We start from the raw sequence: 21764 nt of genomic DNA, 5'->3' as shown, positions 1-21764 counted from the left end.
CAGGCTGACGGGGCGTTTTTGTGTGCGTGGCGTTCAGGAAAGCGGGCCGGGCAGCAGGCACGCCCGGCCCGAATCGGGGAAGGTTTAGCCCGTAAAGTCCGGCAGGTCGGTGGCGGCGATAAACGTGGCCACCAGCGCTTCAATGCCCGCCTGATCCTCGGCGTCAAAGCGTCCCTGTGCGGGGCTGTCCAAATCCAGCACGCCCCAGAGCGTGTCGCGCACCACGATAGGTACCACCAGCTCCGAGTGCGAGTCGGCGTCGCAGGCAATATGGCTGGCAAGGGCGTTGACGTCGTCTACCCGCTGGGTCTTGCGAGTCGTAGCCGCTGCGCCGCATACGCCTTTGCCGAACGGGATGGGATGGCAGGCGGGTTTGCCCTGAAACGGCCCAAGGCCGAGCACGGCAGGCTCGCGCTGCAGATAAAGCCCGGCCCAGTTCAGCTTTGGCACCTGCTGAAAGATAAACGCACACAGCTGGGCGCCGTTGGTCAGCCAGTCGCGGGTATCCAGCAGCGCTTCAAGCTGGCGGTTGAGCAGGGCATAGTTCGGGGCGGGCGTTTCGGAAAGTGCGGTCATGGTCAGCCTTTTAGCATGCTGCAGGCCGGCATCAGGCCGGCCTTTGTTGCGTAGTGACAGTAGGAATAGGCGGGGTCAGCGGCAGTAAAGCGGCGGGTACTGAGAAAGCGCGGGCGTACCCGTGCCGCCCGAGGCTTATTTGATCCAGCCGGGAACGGCGGCGCCGTCAAACAGTTTGTCGGCTTTTTCCATGACGGCCTCGCTGTGGTAGGCATCGACAAGGTGGCGGATCGCCTCGCGGTCTTCGTCGCCGTCACGCACCACAATCAGGTTGACGTAGGGCGACTCCGGGCCTTCCTTGATCAGCGCGTCGTCCAGGCTAAGGCCGGCAGGCTGGGCAAAGGTGTTGTTGATGAAGGCCATGTCGACGTCGCGCAGCACCCGGGGCAGCTGGGCCGCTTCAATTTCAAGGAAGTCGAAATCGTGCGGATTTTTGGCAATATCGATCGGCGTGGCTTCCAGATGGGTCGGGTCGTTGAGCTCAATCAGCCCTTTGTTGTGCATTAAAATCAGCGACCGGCCTTCGTTGGACGGGTCGTTGGGGAGCGCGATCCGGGCGCCGTCGGGCAGCGCTTCGATGCTGTCATACTTTTCCGAGTACGCGCCGATGGGGTACACGAAGGTGTAGCCGGCCACGGCGAAGTCGTAGCCGCGGTCGTTCACCATAGCCTGCATGTAGGGCTCGTGCTGGAAGGCGTTGGCGTCCAGGCTGCCGTCGGCGAGCGCGGCGTTGGGGGTTACGTAGTCGGTAAACTCGATAATCTCGACGTCAAGGCCGTGCTTTTCTTCGGCGATTTCCACCGCGACCTGCATGATGTCGGTTTCCGGGCCGGCCACGGTGCCGACTTTCAGGGCGTCGGCGCTGGCAACGTTGATGCCAAATGCCAGTGCGGTAAGGCTGCCAATCACGAGTTTTTGCATGTTCAGGCTCCGGTCAATAAAGAAGGCGTCCAGCGGACACGGGGATCAAGCGGGTATTCGATAGTGCAGCGATAAAAATAAAATGTCTAATGCGTTAACGTTATATATGAAGCTACTTGCGGTCGCTTTTGCGTACCAGGTAGTCGCCAAGACTTTGAAAGCCCTGCACCATGATCACCAGTATCACCACGGTGATCAGCATGATGGTGGGGTTAAAGCGGTTGTAGCCGTAGCGGATGCCCAGATCTCCCAGGCCGCCGCCGCCCACCGCGCCGGCCATGGCCGAATAGCTGACCAGCGTAACCACCGTTACGGTAAGCGCGGTGATGATGCCGCCTCGGGCCTCGGGAATCAGCACTTTGCAGATAATCTGCCAGGGGGTGGCGCCCATGGCCTGGGCCGACTCGATCAGCCCCGGAGAAAGCTCGTTTAGCGAGCCTTCCACCAGCCGGGCAACAAACGGTACAGCGGCGATTGTTAGCGGTACCGAAGCGGCGTTGATGCCGATGGACGTGCCGACCAGCATCCGGGTGAACGGAATAATGGCAACCATCAGGATAATAAACGGGATGGAACGCCCGATGTTGGTCACCATGCTCAGCGCCTGGTGCGCCACCGGCATGGCGAGAATCTGCCGCGGCCGGGTCACGTAAAGCAAAACGCCCAGCGGTACGCCAAGCAGCGTGGCAATAACGCCGGAGATGCCCACCATGTAGAGGGTATCCAGGGTCGCCTGCCAAATCAGATTAATCATCGCGCCGGACATGCCCGAGCACCTCCACTTTCAGTTCGTGAGATTCCAGATAGCGCATGGCCTGTTCGGTTTGCGCCGGTGTGCCCATCAGCTCGGCGATCATCAGCCCCAGCGTGCGCTGCTGGATGGATTCCACCTTGGCCTGCAGGATGCTGACGTCGACACCGCACTCCCGGGCCAGCCGTGAAATCAGCGGTGTGGACACAGCGTCGCCGGAAAACGTCAGCCGCACCACGGGATGGCGCTGCTCGCCGGGGGCTTCTTCCAGCCGGGTCACCAGTTCCCGAGGCGGTTCCAGCTGGAGAAAGTCGTTGAGAAAGTCACGGCCCAGCCGGGTGTTGGGTGAGGTGAAGAAATCCCCGACTTCGGCGTCTTCTACCAGCTGCCCGTCGGAAATCAGGCTGACGCGATGGCAGATGGACTTGACGACCTCCATTTCGTGGGTAATCAGCAGGATGGTGATGCCCAGATCGCGGTTGATCTTGCGCAGGAGTTCGAGAATCGACCCGGTGGTTTGCGGATCCAGCGCCGAGGTGGCCTCGTCGCACAGCAGCACGGCAGGCTCGCTTGCCAGCGCTCGGGCAATGGCGACGCGCTGTTTCTGCCCGCCGGAAAGCTGGGCGGGAAACTGCCCGGCCTTGTCGTCCAAACCCACCAGCTTTAATAGCGGTGCGACTCGCTCTTTGATGACACCGCGCTTGTACCCCATCAGCTCCAGCGGCAGGGCAACGTTGGCAAACACTGTGCGCGTGGTCAGCAGGTTGAAGTGCTGAAAAATCATACCGATGCGGTGGCGCGCGCGATTGAGGGCAGGCCCGGAAAGACGGGTCATTTCCTGTCCGTTGACCGTAACGCGGCCGGATGAGGGGCGCTCAAGAAGATTGACGCAGCGAATGAGCGTGGATTTTCCCGCCCCGGAAAGGCCGATGACGCCGTGAATGCGGCCCTGCGGGATGTGCAAATCAACACCGCTCAGGGCATGTACGGCGGCGTCACCGCTGCCGTAGATTTTACTGACGTTTTCAAGTTCTATCATGACGTCTGCTTGGTCTGGACCGATGCTTTTATAGCAGGCACCGGTAAAGTCGTATAAAGCCGAAAAGAGGACGGACGGCGCGGACGCAAGCGTAGGGCGGGAAACGAAAAAAGGCCACCCCGAAGGGTGGCCATCAACGCTGGACACACCCTTTTAGCTGCACTTCACCGGAAAAAACCGGTGGACGCCCGCAATCCGGGAACAAATCGGCGTCTGAATATCATGGCTGTATAACAAGCATTCATCATAAGGAGTGCGCCAAGGCAATGTCAAACATACGCAGGTGATGAACATCAAGCGTCGGTGCGAAAGCCCGGGCGGGCCGTCACGCATGCGCTACCCGCATGTTGTGAGCAGTGGCACAATGATGCGGCGGTAGCACCGTCATCCGGCAGTGGCATAAGTATTCGGCAGTAAGTATTCGGCAGTGGCACTGGTATTTGGCAGTGGCGCAGTGCCTTGCCCGGCTGTTGAGCCGGTTTTGGCAGGTACAAAAGCTGATCGGACACAAACGTTGATCAGGTACAAAAGTTGACCAGGTACAAAAGGAGATAGCGCATGTTTACCGGTATTGTTCAGGGCACGGCAAAAGTGGTGGAAGTGCGCGAACGCGAGGCGTTTCGAACGCACATAGTGGCGATGCCTGAGGGGATGCGAAAAGGGCTTGAAATCGGCGCTTCGGTAGCGCACAACGGCGTATGCCTGACGGTGACCGCGGTGGACGGTGATAACGTGCATTTTGACCTGATGCGTGAAACGCTGCGAGTGACCAATCTGGGGCAGATTGCCGTGGGGGATCGCGTCAACATCGAACGGGCCGCGCGTTTTGGTGACGAGATTGGCGGGCACGCTATGTCCGGTCATGTGATGAACGCAGTCGAGGTGGTGTCCATTGAGGAGGCACCGAACAATCGCCGGCTGTGGTTTTCGCTGCCCGATGACTGCGCCCGCTTTGTTTTCGACAAGGGATACGTAGGCATTGACGGCATCAGCTTGACCGTTGGCGAGGTGCGCCACCGGGACAAGGCGCCGGCGTTGTTTTGTGTGAACCTGATTCCGGAAACCCTGGCGCGTACCACGCTTGGGGCGCGCGTGCCGGGCGATGTGGTCAATATCGAAATTGACCCGCAGACGCAGGCGATTGTGGAAACTGCCGAGCGTTTTCTACAAAGCCAAAGAGCGGGCGGGTAACGCCACATCAGGGCGCAACGCTCGCATCGCGGCACACCTTTGGGTAATATAAGCGGCTTTTCCTGCCCCGCTATCGCGAATGCGCTGGCAAAAGGATGAGACAAGGCTCATGAAATTTCTCGATAGCCACTTCAAGCTTACCGAGCACGGCACCAATATCAAAACCGAGGTTATCGCGGGGATTACGACCTTCCTCACCATGGCCTACATCATCTTTGTCAACCCGAGCATTCTGGCACAGGCGGGGATGGATGCCGGGGCGGTGTTTGTCGCCACCTGCCTGGCCGCCGCCGTTGGCTGTCTGATCATGGGGATCTGGGCCAACTATCCCATCGCCCAGGCGCCGGGCATGGGGCTCAACGCTTTTTTTACCTACACGGTCGTGCTGGGCATGGGCTATTCCTGGGAATCTGCGCTGGGCGCGGTGTTTTTCTCAGGGGTGTGCTTTTTCGTTCTCGGCGTTTTGCGCGTGCGGGAAGGGATTATCAACGCCATTCCCATCGCATTGCGCCTGGGCATTGCCGCCGGCATCGGCCTGTTTCTGGCGATGATTGCGCTGCAAAATGCCGGCATTGTGGTCGCCGACTCGGCCACCTTTATCGCGCTGGGGGATCTTGGCCAGCCCTCTGCGCTTTATACGCTCATCGGCTTTTTCGTGATTACAGCGCTTGCCTATCGGCGCGTGACCGGGGCGGTGCTGATCGGCATTCTGGGCGTGACGCTGGTGGCGACGCTTTTGGGCCACAATACGTATGGCGGGCTGGTATCCATGCCGCCTTCGGTGGCGCCTACTTTGATGAAGATGGATCTTGTCGGTGCGTTTGACGTGGCCATGCTAAGCGTCATTTTTTCCTTTCTGTTCGTGGATCTGTTTGACACCTCGGGCACGCTGGTGGGGGTCGCCCAGCGAGGTAATCTGCTGGACGAGCACGGCAACCTGCCGCGGCTGGGCCGCGCCATGGTATCGGACAGTACGGCGACCATGGCGGGGGCCATGCTGGGTACCTCCACCACGACCAGCTATATCGAGTCGACCGCAGGCATTGCCTCGGGCGGGCGTACCGGCCTGACGGCCGTAGTGGTCGCCATCATGTTCCTGATCAGCCTGTTTTTTGCCCCGCTGGCGGGCTCCATTCCGGTATATGCAACGGCGGGCGCACTGCTGTATGTCGCGGTACTGATGGCGGGCAGCCTGTCCTACGCCGATTGGGATGACCCCACCGAGGCGGCGCCGGTGCTGCTGGCCGCCGTCGGCATGCCGCTTACCTATTCCGTAGCGGAAGGGATTGCCCTGGGTTTTATCAGCTACGTGGCGATTAAACTGCTGTCCGGGCGTTTTCGCGAGCTCAACGTTGCCGTGGTGCTGCTGGCGCTTTTGTTTATCGGCAAGCTGGTCTTTTTGTAAGCCATATCCTCTCTTCGCACCGCCGATCAGCATCGCTGCGGTGCGGGGTTCATTAACCCTTCATTCAACCGTTCATGAGAGACGCGATGAGTATCTACGGCGACTATATCAAGTCGGTGATTCGCACAGTGCCGGGCTGGCCAGAGCCGGGCGTCAACTTCCGCGATATCACACCGCTTTTGCAAAACAGCACGGCGTTTCGCAAACTGATCGAAAGTTTTGTCCACCGCTACCGCGAAATGGAGCTGGATGCCATTGCCTCCATTGATGCGCGCGGCTTCATTATCGGCGCACCGCTGGCCTATGAGCTCGGTGCCAGCTTTGTGCCGGTGCGAAAGAAAGGCAAGCTGCCGTTCAAGACCGTCAGTGAAACCTACAAGCTGGAATACGGCCATTCCGAAGTCGAGCTGCACGCCGATGCCTTTCAGCAAGGCGATCGCATCCTGCTGGTTGATGATCTGATCGCTACCGGCGGCACCATGCTGGCCGCGGCCAATCTGATCCAGCGCTGCGGCGGGCACGTGGTGGATACGTCCACCATTATTGATCTGCCCGAGCTTGGCGGGTCACAGAAAATTCGCGATGCCGGCTACAGCGTATTCGCGGTTTGTTCCTTCACCGAAGACGAGTAACGCCCCATGAGCAGCGAACGCTACCATCAGCACTTCACCGTATCCTGGGATCAGCTGCACCGCGACGTACGCCAGCTCAGCCGTGAGCTGGTCGAGCGGGATTTCCAGGGCATCATTGCCATCACTCGGGGCGGGCTGATACCGGCAGCGCTGATTGCCCGGGAGCTGAACGTGCGCCTGATTGATACCGTGTGTGTCAAAAGCTACGACCACCAAGAGCAGGGCGGCCTGGAAGTGCTCAAGGGCGTCGATCACAACGGTGCCGGCTGGCTTTTGGTGGATGATCTGGTGGATACCGGAAAAACGGCCCGCGCGGTGCGCGATATGCTGCCCAGGGCGCATTTTGTCACGGTGTATGCCAAGCCCGAAGGCCGCCCGCTGGTGGATCAATATCTCACCGAAGTGGGCCAGAACTGCTGGATTCAGTTTCCCTGGGACATGGGCGTTGCGTACGTTGAACCGCTGGCCGACCAGATCAAGAAATAAGCGCCGCGCAAAAGCCACCTATCAAGACGTTTCGGAGTGAGCATGGCAAACCCGCTACCCGAACAATGGCATCGCTGGCTGGGAGATGAGTTCCAAGCCGACTACATGCAGGCGCTGAAGCGCTTTCTCGCCGCGGAAAAAGCGGCGAAAAAGGTCATTTATCCGCATTCCAGCCAGTGGTTTCGCGCCTTTGAGCTCACGCCGCTGTCTGAGGTCAAGGTGGTGATTCTCGGCCAGGACCCCTACCACGGCCCCGGCCAGGCCCACGGGCTGTGTTTTTCGGTGCAGCCGGGCGTGAAAGTGCCGCCGTCGCTTGCCAACGTCTACAAAGAGCTGGAAAGCGATGTAGGGACGACTCCGGTTCAGCACGGTTTTCTGGAGCCCTGGGCGCGCCAGGGCGTGCTTTTGCTTAATACAGCACTCACGGTAGAGCAGGGCCGGGCGGCCGCACACCGCGGCAAGGGCTGGGAAACGTTTACCGATCGCGCCATCGAAACCGTTAGCAAGCACGCGCCGCCCTGCGTGTTTCTGCTGTGGGGCAGCCATGCCCGGCAGAAAAAGGCATTGATTGATCGTGCGCGCCATCTAGTGCTTGAGGCGCCGCACCCGTCGCCGCTTTCCGCACACCGCGGGTTTTTCGGCACCCGGCATTTTTCCCGGGCCAACGCCTTTCTTGTCGAGCAGGGGCGCACCCCCGTTGACTGGCAGCTGCCGGAAAGGGTTTAACCTGCAGGGAAAACAAGCGTAAAATGCGCCGCAATTTTGCGATCGCCCGTATCTATGCTCAAAGCGTCTGGACCCCGGCACATATGGCCCGGGGCCGGGCGCCGGCGAACATAGTGTCGGAACCGGGCGGTGCAGGTCGACGCCGTCCCCTGAACGAGGAACCCCCATGAGCGTTCACGCCATTAACCACCCGCTGGTGCAGCACAAGCTCGGACTGTTGCGCGATGCCCACCTGAGTACCAAAAGTTTTCGCGAACTGGCCGGCGAAGTGGCCAAGCTTTTAACCTACGAAGCCACCCAGGGGCTGATGCTTGAGGATCACGAGATTCGCGGCTGGAACGGCGAGCCCATCGCCACCCGGCGGCTCAAGGGCAAAAAGGTCACCGTGGTGCCGATCCTGCGCGCCGGGCTTGGCATGCTGGAAGGGGTGACCGATCTGTTGCCCAGCGCGCGCATCAGCGTGGTGGGGCTTTATCGCAACGAAGAAACCCTTGAGCCGGTGCCGTATTTCGACAAGTTCGCCAACGACATTCAAGAGCGCCTGGCGATTGTCATCGACCCGATGCTTGCCACCGGCGGCTCCATGATCGCCACGCTTGACATGCTGCGTGAGCGTGGCTGCCGGCGCATGAAGGTGATCGTGCTGGTCGCAGCGCCGGAAGGCATTGCCCGGGTGGAAAAAGCGCATCCCGACGTGGAGATCTACACCGCCTCTGTGGATGAGCGGCTCGACGAGAACGGCTATATCGTGCCCGGTCTGGGCGACGCCGGCGACAAGATTTTCGGAACGCGCTAGGCCGTATCTGCCGCGCTCTGCCCCTTGCGCATCGGCCCGGGGCATTTTTTCGTCACTTGCACGGCACTGACCCGTGCCGATTATCCAAGGAGTGCCCTGCAGTGAGTTCCCCCGCCCCGGCCGAGTCCTGGCTCCGGCTGTTGCTTACCGGCGTGCAGATGCTGTTCGTTGCTTTCGGCTCGCTGGTGCTGGTGCCGCTTTTAACCGGCCTGTCGCCCAGCGTGGCACTGTTTACAGCCGGCGCAGGCACGCTGATATTTCATGCGGTGACGCGTTCAAGCGTGCCGGTTTTTCTCGCCTCGTCGTTTGCCTTTATCGCGCCCATTCAAGGCTCGGTGGCCAGTTTCGGCGTGCCCGCTACCCTCGGCGGGCTGATGGCGGCGGGGCTGGCCTACGTGGCCGTGTCCCAGGCCGTGCGCATCAAGGGCACCGCCTGGCTGCACCGGCTGCTGCCGCCGATTGTGGTGGGGCCCATTATCATGGTGATCGGCCTGGCGCTGGCGCCGGTGGCGGTGGACATGGCCACCGGCGAAACCAGTGACCACATCGGCTACGGCCGGGCGATTACGCTGTCCATGGCAAGCCTGACGGTCACCCTGGTGCTGGCGGTGTTCGGCCGGGGGCTTTTGCGCCTGGTACCGATCATGGGCGGCATTGCCACCGGCTATGCGCTGGCGCTGGCGATGGGCGCGGTGGATTTTGCGCCCATGCGCGAAAGCGCCTGGATTGCCGTGCCGGATTTCACCCTGCCGACCTTTCATTGGGCGGCGATGCTGTTTATGGTGCCGGTTGCCATAGCCCCGGCGGTGGAGCACATTGGTGACATGGTAGCCATCGGCTCGGTGACGCGACAAAACTACCTGGAAAAGCCCGGTCTGCATCGCACTTTGCTGGGTGACGGCCTGGCGACCATGGCTGCAGCACTGTTTGGCGGCCCGCCCAACACCACCTATTCCGAGGTTACCGGCGCGGTGACGCTGACCCGGGCGTTCAATCCCAAATACATGCTCGTAGCGGCCGTGACCGCTATTGTTCTGGCCTTTGTCGCCAAGCTCGGAGCGTTTTTGCAAACCATTCCCGGCCCGGTCATGGGCGGGATCATGACGCTTTTGTTTGGCTCCATCGCGGTGGTGGGCATGAACACGCTGGTGCGCGCCGGCCAGGCGCTTACCGCACCGCGCAACCTGGTGGTAGCGTCGCTGATACTGGTATTTGGCATCGGCGGTATGCAATTCGGCAACGGCCAGTTTACCTTGCAGGGGGTGAGCCTGGCCGCCGTGGTGGGGATTGTGCTTAACTGGGTGCTTCCCCGCGCCGATGATGATGAATAGCCGCAGGTTTTGATCAGGAGACAGCATGTCGGCATCCAACCTTGAGGCGCCGTTTCCGGTGCTTGCCGTGGCCGCATGGAGCGGCACGGGTAAAACCACGCTGCTCGAGCAGCTATTGCCGATGCTGCGTGGCTACGGCTTGAATGTGGGGGTCATCAAGCACGCCCACCACGCTTTTGACGTGGATAAGCCGGGCAAGGACAGCTATCGGCTGCGCAGCGCCGGTGCCGCCCCCATGCTGGTGGCATCGCGAGAGCGCTTTGCACTGATGCAGGACACCCCCGGCCAGCAAGAGCCGGACCTTGAGCGGCTGGTTGAACTGATGGTGCCCCACAGGCCGGATCTGGTGATTGCTGAAGGGTTCAAGGCCTGGCCGCTGCCCAAGCTGGTGCTGTATCGCGACGGCGTGGGCGATCCGGCCATTTTTCAGGACGCCTGGGTATGCGCCGTGGCCTGCAAACGCGACGAGCGCGACGCCCTTGAGCGGCACAGCCCGAAACGCAGCGCGACCCGGCTGGATTTGGACGACGTGGCCGCAGTGGCCCGCTGGATAGCACAGTGGGTGGCCGAGCAGCCGGCCGTCGAGCCGACAGTGGAGCACAGCAACAGTGAAGGTGACAGAACATGCAGTTGACGCATCTTAACGCCCGCGGCGAAGCCAGCATGGTAGACGTGGGCAACAAGGAGGAAAGCCGCCGGCAGGCCATTGCCTCCGGGCGGATCGTGATGGCGCCTGAAACCCTGGCGCTGCTCGCCGACGGCGCGCTGCCCAAGGGAGATGTGATTGCCACGGCGCGCATTGCCGGCATTCAGGCGGCCAAGCGTACCCACGAGCTGATCCCGCTGTGCCATGCCCTGGCGCTGACCAAGGTGGAGCTATCGTTTGAGCTGGATACCGCCTTGAGCTGCGTCAACGTGGAGGCGCGCTGCCGGCTGACCGGCCGCACCGGCGTGGAAATGGAGGCTTTGACGGCGGTATCGGTGGCCTGCCTGACGCTTTACGACATGTGCAAGGCCGTGGATAAAGACATGCGTATCGAGGCGGTGCAGCTGGAGCAGAAAAGCGGCGGAGACAGCGGCGACTACCAGCGTCCGGGCAGCGACATGGAAACGCCCATCGTCACCGGCGACAGCGCGGCTCGCGAAATATCGCTGGGCGCGCGTAGCAGCGCTCAGAGCGTGCGGGTCAAGTTTCTCGCCGAGCTGCGCGAGCGCGTGGGCGAAAGCGAAGCCCTGGTCGAGCTGGAACAGCTGGAAAACTGCGACGTGGCCGGCCTCAAGGCCGCGCTTGCCGACCGGGATCCGGCGTTCAAGGCGCTGGCCGAGCGTCGGGTGCTGTGCGCTATCAATCAGGTCATGGCCAACGACAGCGCGCGCATCACCGACGAAGACGAAGTGGCGTTTTTTCCGCCGGTCACCGGAGGCTAGGCATGGGCGTTGGTGAAAACATTCGCGTGCGCGTTCAGCGCGAGCCTTTTGGCATGACAGACGACAGCCGCGAAATCTGCCGGGGGCGCAAGGATATCGGCGCGGTGGTGAGCTTTACCGGCCTGGTGCGGGATTTCAACGAGTCGCCGGATGTGACCGGCCTGACCCTTGAGCACTATCCGGGCATGACCGAGCGCACCCTGGAAGATATTGGCCGGCAGGCCTGGGAGCGCTGGTCGCTGCAGGCGATACGCATCGTCCACCGAGTCGGCTATATGGCCCCGGGCGACGGCATTGTGCGAGTCAGCGTGGCCAGTGCCCACCGTCGGGATGCCTTTGAGGCCTGCGATTTCATCATGGATTTTCTCAAGACGCAGGCGCCGTTTTGGAAAAAAGAGCACGCCCGCAGCGGGGATTACTGGGTGCGTGAGCGGGACTCCGACTATGCCGATGCCGACCGCTGGGGCCGCGACCGCTAGCGTTCAGCCATACGTCGGCATCTCGGCTGCCATGATCTGCAGGTGTACCTCGGGCAGGTGCTGCAGGCGTTCACCCAGCCAGGCCAGCAGGCGAGGTTTGAGCCGCTGGCGCAGCTCAGCCAGGGTGTCGGCGGCAATGGTATCAAGCGTTTCGTCCAGCCAGTCGCTGAAGCTGTCCTCGTCCAGCGCGCTGGCGCCGGTGTTTTCCAGCATCAGCCGGCCGATGCGCGTCCAGCCGGTGTCGGTGGCGGTAACCGGCAGCGCCAGGTAAAGACGGCCCCGACGAGCGCGCGGGTCGGCGGCGTCATCCAGCCCGGGGTGGGCGACTACGGCGTTCTGGCTGACGATGCAGGGCGGCTGCGGGTGGCGCGCCTCGCGCGTTAGCCCCCGGGCATCAAAGCGCAGCATATCACCGTTAAGCGGCGCCAGCGGCGCGCGGATGTCCAGCGCTTCGGCAAGCTCGCGGTGCGCCTGCTGGTGCAGCGTTTCGCCGTGAACGGGCAGCAGATGACGCGGCTTGAGCCAGCGATAAAGCGTTGCCAGCTCTTCTTGAGCAGGGTGGCCGGTGGCGTGCAGCGACGGCCGGTTGAATTCGTCGTACAGCGCAACGCCAAGCTGGCGCAGCCGCGTCTTCAGCCGCTTGATTGGCCGCTCGTTGCCGGGAATGGCCTTGGCTGAAAAAATGACGCTGTCGCCCTCGGCAAGCTCCATGTGGGGGTGGCGCCCCTGGGCCAGCCGCGTCAGCGCCGCGCGTGGCTCGCCCTGGCTACCGGTGGCGATGACCACGACTTCTTCCGGGGGCAGATAGCCCAGATCGTGAATAGGCACCAGCGGCGGCAGCTCTTCCAGATAGCCAAGCCCTCGGGCTACGCCGACCATGCGCTCCATGGACCGGCCCATCAGGCTGATGCGCCGGCCGGTTTGGCGTGCCGCCCGGGCAACGGCCACGATGCGCGCGACGTTGCTGGCAAAACATGACACGACCACTCGGCCGGGGCACTCAGCAAGCGTTGTGGCAAGCGCGCGGGCCACATCGCCTTCGCTTGCCGAATGCCCGGGGACGGGGGCGTTGGTGGAGTCGCCGACGAGAAGATCTATCGGCGCCAGCGCGCGGAAGCGTTCGGGATCAAGCGCGGGGCCCACCAGCGGCTCCGGGTCCAGCTTCCAGTCACCGGTGTGCAACAGACGATAGCGCCCGGCGGTGATGAGCAGCGCGCAGCTTTCGGGAATAGAATGCGGCAAGGCCAAGTAGCGCAGAGAAAAGGGCCCGGTTTGTAGGGCTTCTCCGGGCTCTACTATCTGAATGACCTCGGTGCTCAGACCGTGTTCGGCGAATTTCAAGCGTAAAAGGCCGGCGGCCAGAGGCGTGGCGTAAATCGGACACTGCCAGTGCGGCCACAGCCAGGCCGCCGCGCCGATGTGGTCTTCGTGCCCGTGGGTGATCAGCAGCGCCCGCGGGATGATGCCAAGGGCTTTGGGCGTTTCCAGGTTGGGTACCTGAAGCGGCGTGCCCGGCAGGTCCTGACGAATCATCATGCCGCAATCTACGGCGATCCATTCATCGGCGTAGCCGTATAGCGTCAGGTTCATACCGATCTCGCCGCAGCCGCCAAGCGGCAGCAGGCGCACGGGAGAGCGATATCGAGGACGAACGGTAACGCGTATGGGATCCATCAGGTATAAAATGCCTTGAAAGTGGGGCTTTACTATACGGGATGGTGGGGGGCCGGCTCAATCGCCCGGTCCGCTGCGCGGTACGTTGTGATCCGTTACACTGCGCGCCGGCGCCATGCGCGGTGCCGGGCCTGCACGCTCCTTTTCCATAAGGCATAAAAGTTCAATCACGCATAAGAGGTTGCCATGTCGTTTGCCCAAAGTGTGCTGACCCCCTGGCTGCTGGTGCTGTGTGCCGTGGTCAGCAGCGGCGTGCTGGCCTGGATGGTCACGCTCAGACCTTGGCAGGCGCTAGTGGACAATCCCGCACTGCAGCATCGCTGGCTGGCCGCTACGCTTGGTGTAATGCTGCTGTGGCAGCTGCGGGCTCAGGCGGTGGACTGGCTGACGCTGCATCTGGTGTTTACCACGCTGCTGCTGCTGCTTTTCAAGGCGCCGCTGGCGCTTGTAAGCAACGTCATGATCAACGTGGCGATGGTCGCCATCGGACGCAATGAGTGGGCGCTGCTGGGCGTCAATGTGCTGGTAACCGGGATTGTGCCGGCTATTGTGGTAGGGCTTGTATGGCGCTTTGTAGACCGTAAGCTGCCGGATAACGTTGCGCTTTTCATGTTTATCTGCGGCTTTTTTGGCGCGGCGATGGCCACCCTTGCCGGCGGGCTGGCGGCGGTGGGTTTGATTCTCATCGGCAGTCAGGATGCCCAGGCGGTGCTGCTGGCCAAGGAATACGCGATGTTTTTGCCGCTGCTGATGCCGTCTGAGGCGTTTATCACCGGCATGCTGCTGATTATTTTGATGGTGTATCACCCGGACTGGGTCGCCACCTTCAACGATCATCGCTACATCGACATGCAGTAGCTGCCGCCGCCGGGCGCCGGCTAGCCCAGCGCCTGGCCGTTGCCGCCGCGAATCACGCCGACGCCGACGCCTTCGATATCCAGCGTCTGCGTGCGCAGGTCGATATCGATGGGGGCAAAATCACTGTTTTCTGCCAGCAGCTGTACCCGATTGCCCTGGCGGGAGAAGCGCTTGACGGTGACGTCGTCGTCCAGCCGGGCGACGATGATCTGCCCGTCGCGGACGTGCTCGGTACGGTGTACCGCAAGCAGGTCTCCTTCAAGAATGCCGGCGTCTTTCATCGATACGCCGTGTACGCGCAGCAGATAGTCTGCCCTGGGCGTAAAGTATTCAGGGGGCAGCGGGCAGTAGCGATCAATGTGTTCGGCGGCAAGCATCGGGCTGCCGGCGGCGACTTCGCCGATAATCGGCAGCCCCTGGACGGGATTGTGGGGTGTCTGGGCATCATCGCGCGACGCTTTTAGCGGCAGCCGGATACCGCGAGAGGTATTACGGACAATGCGAATAGCGCCCTTGCGTTCCAGCGCGCGCAGGTGCTCCTCCGCCGCGTTAGGGGAGCGAAAGCCCAGCGCCTGGGCGATTTCGGCACGGGTCGGCGGGTAGCCGTGGTCGTTGATGGTCTTGACGATAAACGCATAGACGTTTTGCTGGCGAGCGGTCAAACGCTGGGTCATGGAAAACTCCTGTGTAAAGGCGGTGGCTTGTATAAAGGCCATAACTTGTCTGAGGGCGATAACAGAGTATGGCAGACGCTGCTTGGCTGACAGGATAAAACATGTGCCTATCATGTGGTCAAGTATACAGACTGATTCTACGTCCAGTATTTTTTCAGCGCCGGGCCATGAATTGAGCTGCGAGCTGTTGACGTAATATTGTGGCACGTTTTAAACAGCCGTTTAGGGAGTGTTGCATGGCTGAAGTGGATACAACCACGCGCATTCTGGACACCGCCGAGGTGCTGTTTGCCGAGCGAGGCTTTGCCGAAACGTCGCTGCGCACCATTACCGGCAAGGCCGGGGTTAACCTGGCCGCGGTGAACTATCATTTCGGCTCCAAAAAAGCGCTGATCCAGGCCGTGTTTTCACGCTATCTGGACCCTTTCACAGCGCGCTTTCACGAAGCGCTGGATGCTCTGGAAGCCCGCTACCACGGGCGCACCGTGCCTCTTGAGGCGCTTTTGGAAAGCGTGGCGGAAACGGCGCTGGCAGTACCTGCCGAGCGCAATAGCCTCAAGGTATTCATGCGTTTGCTGGGGCTGGCGTATAGCCAGGCACAGGGCCATCTGCGTCGCCATATTCAGCAGCACTACGGCGACGTTTTCACCCGCTTTACCGGGCTGGTGCGCCGGGCAACGCCGGATCTGCCCGACGCCGAGCGTTTCTGGAGGCTGCACTTTGTGCTGGGTACGGCGATTTTTACCCTGTCAGGGCTTGATGCCCTCAAGGATATCGCCGAGCAGGACTATGCCCAGCAGGTCAGCGTGCGTGATCTGGTCAGGCGCCTGCGCCCGGTGGTGGTCGCGGCGATGAACGCGCCGCTGCCCGATGCGGCCAGGACTTGATCGTCAAAGACGTACCACAGGAGTTGTATGCATACACCGATACTCAGCTCGCTTCCGCCGGCCGATGCGGTCTGGCTTGAGATCGATCTGGCCTGTCAGCAGCTTGTTATCTGGCACGGCGATACGCCGGGCAAAACCGTTGGGGTTTCTACCGGTGCAGCCGGCGCCGGCCAGCGCAATGGCAGCGGACAAACGCCGCTGGGCTGGCACTACGTTCGCGCAGCGATAGGCCACCATGCGCCTGATACGGCGGTATTTCGCGGCCGTCGCCGGACCGGAGAGCGCTATACGGCAGCGCTTGCGCAGCAGCACCCGGAGCGCGACTGGATTCTCGGGCGCATCTTGTGGCTTTGCGGGCTGGAACCGGGGCGCAATCGCGGCGGCGATGTCGACACTCAGCGTCGCTATATTTACCTGCATGGCACCCCGCCGAGCGAGCCTGTGGGCGTGGCTAAATCCCACGGCTGCGTGCGCCTTCACCTTGACGATTTGCTGGCGGTGTTTGCCCAGGCGCCGGCGGGTACGCCGGTGTGGCTGCATAGCGGCAGCGACTGAGACGCCGTGGCTTTCCGCGCGCCGGCGCTGCGTTTTTGACAGCCGGTAGTGATCGGCTAGAATTACGCACCCTTTTGCAGGACGCTTACCATGACGCAACCTCTCGGCCCGGTCATGCTTGACCTTGAAGGCCCCTCCCTTGGCGCCGGCGAAGTCCGCCGGCTGCGCGATCCGGCCGTAGGCGGGGTGATTTTATTTGCCCGTAACGTGGAAAGCGCCGACCAGGTGAGTCGGCTGTGCAGCGCTATCCGCCGCCAGCGCCCTGAGCTTTTGATCGCTGTCGACCAAGAGGGCGGTCGGGTGCAGCGCATTCGCCAAGGCGTGACGCGCCTGCCGCCCATGGCAAAGCTGGGCGAGTATTTTGCAGCGGCCCCGCCGGAAGGGCTGGCGCTGACCCGCGATGTCGGCTGGCTTTTGGGCATGGAAATGGCCGCCTGCGGGCTGGATATGACCTTTGCCCCGGTGCTGGATGTCGATATCGGCCTTTCCAGCGTCATTGGCGATCGCAGCTTTGCCAGCGATCCGCACGCTGTCGCCGCGCTGGGCGAGGCGTTTATTATCGGGCTGCACGAGGCGGGCATGGCCGCGGTGGGCAAGCATTTTCCCGGCCATGGCGGCGTCGTTGCCGACTCACACCGAGAGCTGCCGGTCGATACGCGCTCTCTGGCCGAGTTGAAAGCCCGGGACCTGGTGCCCTTTACTCGGCTGGCCGGAACGCTGGACGGCGTTATGCCGGCCCATGTGGTATACAGCACCTTTGACCGGCGCCCGGCGGGGTTTTCTCCCGGCTGGCTTGGCATGCTGCGCGAATCGCTGGGGTTTAAAGGCTGCATTTTCTCCGATGACCTGAGCATGGCCGGCGCAAGCGAAGCCGGCGGCCCGGCGGCGCGTAGCGAAGCGGCACTCAGCGCCGGCTGCGATATGCTGCTGGTATGCAACGACCCCGAGGCCGCCAGCGAAGTGGCTGCCGCCTGCAGCGGGCGCCAAACGCGCCGCCCGGGCAAGCTGCGCTACGGCCGGGCACGCCCTGAACTTGACGCGCTACCGGCGCTTAACCGCTGGCGTCGCACCCATGCGCGCCTTGAGGCGCTGAGTGATCCGCGCCCCAAGGCGGTATGACGCCTTTTTTTACATCCCCGGAACCCACATGCAGGACCCCTACATGCCCAAGCTGGATAAACAAGCGCTCGAATCTCGCGACTCAATGCGCGCGCTGATGGATGATGCCGACTGTCTGATCACCCAGGTGCAGGTGGAGCAGGCCCTGGACCGTATGGCCGAGGCCATCACCGACCACCTGGGCGATAAGCTGCCGGTGTTTTACTGCGTAATGAACGGCGGGCTGATTACCACCGGCCACCTGCTGACTCGGCTGGGCTTTCCTCTGGAAGTGGACTATCTCCACGCGACGCGCTATCGCAACCGGCTTTCCGGCGGTGAGCTGTTCTGGCGGGTATCGCCGGAGATTCCCATGGCCGGCCGCCACGTGGTCATCGTCGACGATATTCTCGATGAAGGGTCAACGCTTGCGGCCATTCTCGCCTACTGCCGGGAGGCCGGGGCGGCCAGCGTGACCACCGCTGTGCTGGTGGACAAACAGCACGACCGCAAGGCCGCACCCGGCCTTAAAGCGGACTACTGCGGGCTTGCCGTAGCCGATCGCTACGTCTTCGGCTACGGCATGGACTACAAGGGCTACTGGCGCAACGCGCCGGGGATTTTTGCTCCCAAGGGGCTTTGAGTCTCCTTTCCGCGGCGCATGCCGTGCTCTGTGCGGTGGCTAACGTGGTGAGAAGCGCCGCACCAGCCCGGTTTCGGCAATCATGCGAGTGGAAATCTCTTCGACCGAAAAGCGGGTAGTGTCGATGCTTGGAATGTGCAGCGAACGGTACAGCGCCTCCACCTGCTCGACCTCCTGCAGGCACTGATCCATGGAGCTGTAGCGGCTGTTGGGCCGCCGCTCGTGGCGGATGGCGGCCAGCCGGCGGGCATCGATGGTCAAGCCAAACAGCTTGTGGTGGTGCTTGGCGAGAAACTGCGGCAGACGAAGCACGCCGTCTTCGTCCTGGTCATCTTCTGTTAGCGGATAGTTCGCCGCGCGGATACCGAACTGCAGCGCCAGATACAAAGACGTCGGCGTTTTGCCGCAGCGCGATACGCCGATCAGAATGATATCGGCTTCATCATATTGGTAGGTGCGCGCGCCGTCATCGTTGTCCAGGGCAAAGTGTACCGAGTGGATGCGGTCCATATAGACGTCGTCGCTGCCAATGGCGTGGGTGCGCCCCACGCTGTACGACGAATGCGTGGCAAGTTCTTCTTCCAGCGGCGCCAGAAAGGTGGAAAACACGTCGATCTTAAAGCAGGTCGCGGTGCGGATCACCTCGCGAATATCCTCGTTGACGATGGTGTCGATCACGATCGGTTGGACACCGTCGCGTCCGGCGGTTGCGTCGATGACGCCGGCAAGCTCGCGGGCCTTTTCCACGGTATCAATGTAGGGCTTAGTCAGCATGGTGATGGCGACACCGCTGAACTGGGCCAGCAGGCTGCGTCCCAGGCTTTCGGCGGTGATGCCGGTGCCGTCGGAAATGAAAAAGGCGGTACGAGTCATATCAAAATCCTGAAGATGAAAGAAAAAAGAACAAGGTGATGATAAAGGATAACGATAAAGGGTGCCGGTAAAAGGGCGCGATCATAGGGGGAAGGGGGACGTGAAAAACCGGCGTAGCACGGCCCCGGCGGGGCGCTGACTACAAGAAACGGCCTGGCGGCGCTGTTGTTGTAAATCTTCTCCATCGCGTTAGCGATTCGACCAATGGTTAAGATATGATGCAGCTGCTAGGGTGGCAGCGTAAACTGCCAGATGTCGTCGGCGGCAGCGCTGCCGGCAGGCGCCGTGGCAAAAGCGGTGGCACATACAGCTGCAATGACAAGCGAGGGGATTGCGTGGAAAACTACATTCTGTGGTTCGATGAACTGGGCATGGCCGATGTCGAACGCGTAGGCGGCAAAAACGCCTCGCTCGGCGAAATGATTTCGAACCTGTCGGAAGTGGGGGTCACCGTACCTGGCGGGTTTGCCACGACCGCCCATGCCTACCGTGAGTTTCTCTCTCACAAGGGGCTAAACGAGCGTATCAACGAACGGCTCAGGCGGCTGGATGTCGACGACGTCAAGGCGCTGACCCAAGCCGGGCGTGATATCCGCCAGTGGATCATTGACACGCCGCTGCCGCCGGCCTTTGAAAGCGCGCTGGAACAGGCCTACGACGCGCTGCTCAAGCGCCACCCCAATCTCAAGGCCGCCGTGCGCAGCTCCGCTACGGCCGAAGACCTGCCGGACGCTTCTTTTGCCGGCCAGCAGGAAACCTTCCTCAACATCGAAGGCCTTGCCAACATCAAGCGGGCGGTGCACGAGGTTTTCGCCTCGCTGTTCAACGACCGGGCGATTTCCTACCGCGTACACCGCGGCTACGCGCATGAAAACGTGGCGCTTTCGGCCGGCATTCAGAAAATGGTGCGCTCGGAAACCGGCGCTTCGGGCGTGATGTTCACGCTGGATACCGAATCCGGCTATCGCGATGCAGTGTTTGTTACGGCCTCCTGGGGGCTTGGGGAAACCGTTGTTCAGGGCGCGGTCAACCCTGATGAATTCTACGTGCACAAGCCTACCCTGGCCGCCGGCAAGCCGGCGGTGCTGCGCCGTAATCTGGGCTCCAAGCGTATCAAGATGGTGTACGGCGAAGAGGTCAGCGCCGGGAAGTCAGTGGAAACGGTGGACGTCTCCCACGCCGATCGCAATCGCTTTTGTTTGGACGATGAGCAGGTCATGGCGCTGGCCCGCCAGGCGGTGACCATCGAGGAGCACTATCAGCGGCCCATGGACATCGAGTGGGCGCTGGACGGCGACGATAACGCGCTGTATATCGTTCAGGCGCGTCCGGAAACCGTTGTTTCCCAGCAGGAAGGCGGCCGCCTTGAGCGTTTCACCCTGAAAGAAAAGGGCCGCACGGTCATCACAGGCCGGGCCATCGGCCAGCGCATCGGCAGCGGCACCGTCAAGGTGATGGCAAGCCCGGACGACATGGACAAGGTGCACACCGGCGATGTGCTGGTGACCGACATGACCGATCCGGACTGGGAGCCGGTGATGAAGCGCGCCTCGGCCATTGTCACCAACCGCGGCGGGCGTACCTGCCATGCTGCGATCATCGCCCGGGAGCTGGGCATTCCGGCCGTGGTGGGCTGCACCGATGCCACCGAGCAGCTGCGCGAAGGCATGGACGTCACCGTCTCCTGCGCCGAGGGCGATACCGGCCAGGTCTACGAGGGCCTTCTTGCCTTTGATCGCAAGGTGTCAAGCATTGATGCCATGCCTGCGCTGCCGTTTAACATCATGATGAACGTGGGCAACCCCGATCGCGCCTTCAACTTTGCCGGGCTGCCCGGTGCCGGCGTGGGCCTGGCGCGGCTGGAGTTCATCATCAACCGCATGATCGGCGTGCATCCCAAAGCGCTGCTGGACTACGCCACGCTGCCTGCCGATCTGCAGCAGATTATTGATTTGCGCACCGCCGGCTACGACGACCCGGTGAGCTTTTACGTTGACAAGCTCACCGAAGGCATCTCGACGCTGGCGGCGGCGTTTTATCCCAAACGCGTGATCGTGCGGCTGTCGGATTTCAAGTCCAACGAGTATGAAAACCTCATCGGCGGCAAGCTCTACGAGCCCGGCGAAGAAAACCCCATGCTCGGCTTTCGCGGGGCCTCGCGCTACGTATCTGACGCTTTCCGTCCCTGTTTTGAGCTGGAGTGCCGGGCGCTTGCGCGGGTACGCGACGAAATGGGCCTGGATAACGTTGAAGTCATGGTGCCGTTTGTGCGCACCCCTGACGAAGCCAAGGAAGTGGTGGACCTGCTTGACGCCAACGGGCTCAAGCGCGGCGCTCGCGGCCTCAAGATCATCATGATGTGTGAGCTGCCGGCCAACGCGCTGCTGGCCGATGAATTTCTTGAGCACTTTGACGGCTTCTCCATCGGCTCCAACGACCTGACCCAGCTGACGCTGGGGCTGGATCGCGATTCCGGCATCGTCGCGCACCTGTTTGATGAGCGTAACGCCGCGGTGAAGAAACTGCTGGCGATGGCGATTAAAGCCTGTAAAGATCAGGGCAAGTACGTAGGCATTTGCGGCCAGGGGCCGTCGGACTATCCGGACTTTGCCAAGTGGCTCATGGAGCAAGGCATCGACTCGGTGTCGCTCAACCCGGATGCGGTGCTGGACACCTGGCTGATGCTGGCCGGGCAGACGCAGCGCTAGCCAACGTCTGTAAGGCGGAACATACGCCCGGCC

General features: G+C 61.9%; 23 protein-coding genes. 16 read left to right on the top strand and 7 right to left on the bottom strand.

The genetic code is table 11. The features are described from left to right. Positions 1-84: 84 nt before the first annotated feature. The 4 genes from ABD654_RS00810 to ABD654_RS00795 all read right to left on the bottom strand — a co-directional run bounded on the left by ABD654_RS00810 (position 85) and on the right by ABD654_RS00795 (position 3287). Positions 85-576: a GAF domain-containing protein gene (locus ABD654_RS00810; RefSeq protein WP_344701321.1), complete on the bottom strand. Its 492-nt coding sequence runs from the start codon at positions 574-576 to the stop codon at positions 85-87. Between the two features lie 135 nt (positions 577-711). Next, positions 712-1497: a MetQ/NlpA family ABC transporter substrate-binding protein gene (locus tag ABD654_RS00805; RefSeq protein WP_344701319.1), complete on the bottom strand. Its 786-nt coding sequence runs from the start codon at positions 1495-1497 to the stop codon at positions 712-714. Between the two features lie 112 nt (positions 1498-1609). After that, entirely contained in the window at positions 1610-2263 is a 654-nt protein-coding gene (locus ABD654_RS00800) for a methionine ABC transporter permease (protein WP_344701317.1), read from the bottom strand. Then, positions 2244-3287: a methionine ABC transporter ATP-binding protein gene (locus ABD654_RS00795; protein WP_344701314.1), complete on the bottom strand. Its 1044-nt coding sequence runs from the start codon at positions 3285-3287 to the stop codon at positions 2244-2246. Before ABD654_RS00795 ends, ABD654_RS00800 begins: the two co-directional genes overlap by 20 nt. 558 nt (positions 3288-3845) lie before the next feature. Here ABD654_RS00795 and ABD654_RS00790 point away from each other — a divergent pair. From ABD654_RS00790 to moaE, 10 genes are all read left to right on the top strand, one after another. Beyond that, positions 3846-4478 carry a riboflavin synthase subunit alpha gene (locus ABD654_RS00790; RefSeq protein WP_344701312.1) on the top strand — a complete coding sequence of 211 codons (633 nt, stop codon included), beginning with the start codon at positions 3846-3848 and terminating at the stop codon, positions 4476-4478. A 109-nt stretch (positions 4479-4587) separates the two neighbouring features. Further along, positions 4588-5883: an NCS2 family permease gene (locus ABD654_RS00785; RefSeq protein WP_344701310.1), complete on the top strand. Its 1296-nt coding sequence runs from the start codon at positions 4588-4590 to the stop codon at positions 5881-5883. Between the two features lie 86 nt (positions 5884-5969). Further along, complete coding sequence (locus ABD654_RS00780; protein ID WP_344701308.1) at positions 5970-6515, top strand: adenine phosphoribosyltransferase; 546 nt, start codon at positions 5970-5972, stop codon at positions 6513-6515. A 6-nt stretch (positions 6516-6521) separates the two neighbouring features. Further along, complete coding sequence (gpt, locus tag ABD654_RS00775) at positions 6522-7001, top strand: xanthine phosphoribosyltransferase (protein ID WP_344701306.1); 480 nt, start codon at positions 6522-6524, stop codon at positions 6999-7001. A 42-nt stretch (positions 7002-7043) separates the two neighbouring features. After that, positions 7044-7727 (top strand): uracil-DNA glycosylase, encoded by a 684-nt coding sequence (ung, locus tag ABD654_RS00770; RefSeq protein WP_344701303.1) that lies wholly within the window; start codon positions 7044-7046, stop codon positions 7725-7727. A gap of 166 nt (positions 7728-7893) precedes the next feature. Beyond that, positions 7894-8523: a uracil phosphoribosyltransferase gene (upp, locus tag ABD654_RS00765; RefSeq protein ID WP_344701301.1), complete on the top strand. Its 630-nt coding sequence runs from the start codon at positions 7894-7896 to the stop codon at positions 8521-8523. A gap of 101 nt (positions 8524-8624) precedes the next feature. Continuing rightward, positions 8625-9854, top strand: coding sequence for a uracil-xanthine permease family protein (locus ABD654_RS00760; protein ID WP_344701299.1), 1230 nt, complete (start codon positions 8625-8627; stop codon positions 9852-9854). A gap of 25 nt (positions 9855-9879) precedes the next feature. Continuing rightward, the gene (mobB, locus tag ABD654_RS00755) at positions 9880-10488 is read left to right on the top strand and encodes a molybdopterin-guanine dinucleotide biosynthesis protein B (protein ID WP_344701297.1); all 609 of its coding nucleotides are present in this window, start codon (positions 9880-9882) and stop codon (positions 10486-10488) included. After that, positions 10479-11282 (top strand): cyclic pyranopterin monophosphate synthase MoaC, encoded by an 804-nt coding sequence (gene moaC, locus ABD654_RS00750; protein WP_344701295.1) that lies wholly within the window; start codon positions 10479-10481, stop codon positions 11280-11282. The genes mobB and moaC overlap by 10 nt, the downstream gene beginning before the upstream one ends. Positions 11283-11284: 2 nt before the next feature. Beyond that, positions 11285-11761, top strand: a complete 477-nt coding sequence (moaE, locus tag ABD654_RS00745; protein ID WP_344701293.1) for a molybdopterin synthase catalytic subunit MoaE — start codon at positions 11285-11287, stop codon at positions 11759-11761. A gap of 3 nt (positions 11762-11764) precedes the next feature. Here moaE and ABD654_RS00740 read toward each other — a convergent pair whose 3' ends face one another. Next, a complete protein-coding gene (locus ABD654_RS00740) occupies positions 11765-13351 on the bottom strand; it encodes a ribonuclease J (protein WP_344701407.1) in 1587 nt (528 codons plus the stop codon). Positions 13352-13621: 270 nt separating this feature from the next. Here ABD654_RS00740 and ABD654_RS00735 point away from each other — a divergent pair, with 270 nt between their 5' ends. After that, the gene (locus ABD654_RS00735; RefSeq protein WP_344701291.1) at positions 13622-14293 is read left to right on the top strand and encodes an energy-coupling factor ABC transporter permease; all 672 of its coding nucleotides are present in this window, start codon (positions 13622-13624) and stop codon (positions 14291-14293) included. A gap of 20 nt (positions 14294-14313) precedes the next feature. Here the strand turns inward: ABD654_RS00735 and lexA are convergent, their stop codons facing one another. Continuing rightward, positions 14314-14967 carry a transcriptional repressor LexA gene (gene lexA, locus ABD654_RS00730; RefSeq protein WP_344701289.1) on the bottom strand — a complete coding sequence of 218 codons (654 nt, stop codon included), beginning with the start codon at positions 14965-14967 and terminating at the stop codon, positions 14314-14316. A gap of 236 nt (positions 14968-15203) precedes the next feature. On the opposite strand from lexA, the gene ABD654_RS00725 reads away from it, so the two are divergent. From ABD654_RS00725 to ABD654_RS00710, 4 genes are all read left to right on the top strand, one after another. Continuing rightward, positions 15204-15854: a TetR/AcrR family transcriptional regulator gene (locus ABD654_RS00725; RefSeq protein ID WP_344701287.1), complete on the top strand. Its 651-nt coding sequence runs from the start codon at positions 15204-15206 to the stop codon at positions 15852-15854. Positions 15855-15881: 27 nt separating this feature from the next. Then, positions 15882-16409, top strand: coding sequence for a L,D-transpeptidase family protein (locus ABD654_RS00720; RefSeq protein ID WP_344701285.1), 528 nt, complete (start codon positions 15882-15884; stop codon positions 16407-16409). A 90-nt stretch (positions 16410-16499) separates the two neighbouring features. Continuing rightward, positions 16500-17528 (top strand): beta-N-acetylhexosaminidase, encoded by a 1029-nt coding sequence (nagZ, locus tag ABD654_RS00715; RefSeq protein ID WP_344701283.1) that lies wholly within the window; start codon positions 16500-16502, stop codon positions 17526-17528. Between the two features lie 43 nt (positions 17529-17571). Beyond that, complete coding sequence (locus ABD654_RS00710) at positions 17572-18150, top strand: hypoxanthine-guanine phosphoribosyltransferase (RefSeq protein ID WP_344701405.1); 579 nt, start codon at positions 17572-17574, stop codon at positions 18148-18150. A 39-nt stretch (positions 18151-18189) separates the two neighbouring features. Here ABD654_RS00710 and ppsR read toward each other — a convergent pair whose 3' ends face one another. After that, a complete protein-coding gene (ppsR, locus tag ABD654_RS00705; protein WP_344701281.1) occupies positions 18190-19023 on the bottom strand; it encodes a posphoenolpyruvate synthetase regulatory kinase/phosphorylase PpsR in 834 nt (277 codons plus the stop codon). A 335-nt stretch (positions 19024-19358) separates the two neighbouring features. Between ppsR and ppsA the strand changes: the two genes are divergently transcribed. Continuing rightward, positions 19359-21731 carry a phosphoenolpyruvate synthase gene (ppsA, locus tag ABD654_RS00700; RefSeq protein WP_344701279.1) on the top strand — a complete coding sequence of 791 codons (2373 nt, stop codon included), beginning with the start codon at positions 19359-19361 and terminating at the stop codon, positions 21729-21731. Positions 21732-21764 lie beyond the last annotated feature (33 nt).

Origin of the sequence: Halomonas cibimaris, assembly GCF_039537045.1 — a bacterium.
Classification (GTDB): Bacteria; Pseudomonadota; Gammaproteobacteria; order Pseudomonadales; family Halomonadaceae; genus Vreelandella; species Vreelandella cibimaris.
The sequence above is the reverse complement of the archived record's forward strand: the minus strand, read 5'-3'. Positions and strand labels throughout refer to the sequence as shown.

Coding starts and splice junctions, on each gene's coding strand:
- ABD654_RS00720 (WP_344701285.1), top strand. CDS start 15,882: ATGCATACACCGATACTCAGCTCGCTTCCGCCGGCCGATGCGGTCTGG.
- mobB (WP_344701297.1), top strand. CDS start 9,880: ATGTCGGCATCCAACCTTGAGGCGCCGTTTCCGGTGCTTGCCGTGGCC.
- ABD654_RS00735 (WP_344701291.1), top strand. CDS start 13,622: ATGTCGTTTGCCCAAAGTGTGCTGACCCCCTGGCTGCTGGTGCTGTGT.
- gpt (WP_344701306.1), top strand. CDS start 6,522: ATGAGCAGCGAACGCTACCATCAGCACTTCACCGTATCCTGGGATCAG.
- moaC (WP_344701295.1), top strand. CDS start 10,479: ATGCAGTTGACGCATCTTAACGCCCGCGGCGAAGCCAGCATGGTAGAC.
- ppsR (WP_344701281.1), bottom strand. CDS start 19,023: ATGACTCGTACCGCCTTTTTCATTTCCGACGGCACCGGCATCACCGCC.
- ABD654_RS00780 (WP_344701308.1), top strand. CDS start 5,970: ATGAGTATCTACGGCGACTATATCAAGTCGGTGATTCGCACAGTGCCG.
- moaE (WP_344701293.1), top strand. CDS start 11,285: ATGGGCGTTGGTGAAAACATTCGCGTGCGCGTTCAGCGCGAGCCTTTT.
- ABD654_RS00810 (WP_344701321.1), bottom strand. CDS start 576: ATGACCGCACTTTCCGAAACGCCCGCCCCGAACTATGCCCTGCTCAAC.
- ABD654_RS00725 (WP_344701287.1), top strand. CDS start 15,204: ATGGCTGAAGTGGATACAACCACGCGCATTCTGGACACCGCCGAGGTG.
- ABD654_RS00740 (WP_344701407.1), bottom strand. CDS start 13,351: ATGAACCTGACGCTATACGGCTACGCCGATGAATGGATCGCCGTAGAT.
- upp (WP_344701301.1), top strand. CDS start 7,894: ATGAGCGTTCACGCCATTAACCACCCGCTGGTGCAGCACAAGCTCGGA.
- ABD654_RS00805 (WP_344701319.1), bottom strand. CDS start 1,497: ATGCAAAAACTCGTGATTGGCAGCCTTACCGCACTGGCATTTGGCATC.
- ABD654_RS00800 (WP_344701317.1), bottom strand. CDS start 2,263: ATGTCCGGCGCGATGATTAATCTGATTTGGCAGGCGACCCTGGATACC.
- nagZ (WP_344701283.1), top strand. CDS start 16,500: ATGACGCAACCTCTCGGCCCGGTCATGCTTGACCTTGAAGGCCCCTCC.
- ABD654_RS00710 (WP_344701405.1), top strand. CDS start 17,572: ATGCCCAAGCTGGATAAACAAGCGCTCGAATCTCGCGACTCAATGCGC.
- ung (WP_344701303.1), top strand. CDS start 7,044: ATGGCAAACCCGCTACCCGAACAATGGCATCGCTGGCTGGGAGATGAG.
- ABD654_RS00795 (WP_344701314.1), bottom strand. CDS start 3,287: ATGATAGAACTTGAAAACGTCAGTAAAATCTACGGCAGCGGTGACGCC.
- ABD654_RS00790 (WP_344701312.1), top strand. CDS start 3,846: ATGTTTACCGGTATTGTTCAGGGCACGGCAAAAGTGGTGGAAGTGCGC.
- lexA (WP_344701289.1), bottom strand. CDS start 14,967: ATGACCCAGCGTTTGACCGCTCGCCAGCAAAACGTCTATGCGTTTATC.
- ABD654_RS00785 (WP_344701310.1), top strand. CDS start 4,588: ATGAAATTTCTCGATAGCCACTTCAAGCTTACCGAGCACGGCACCAAT.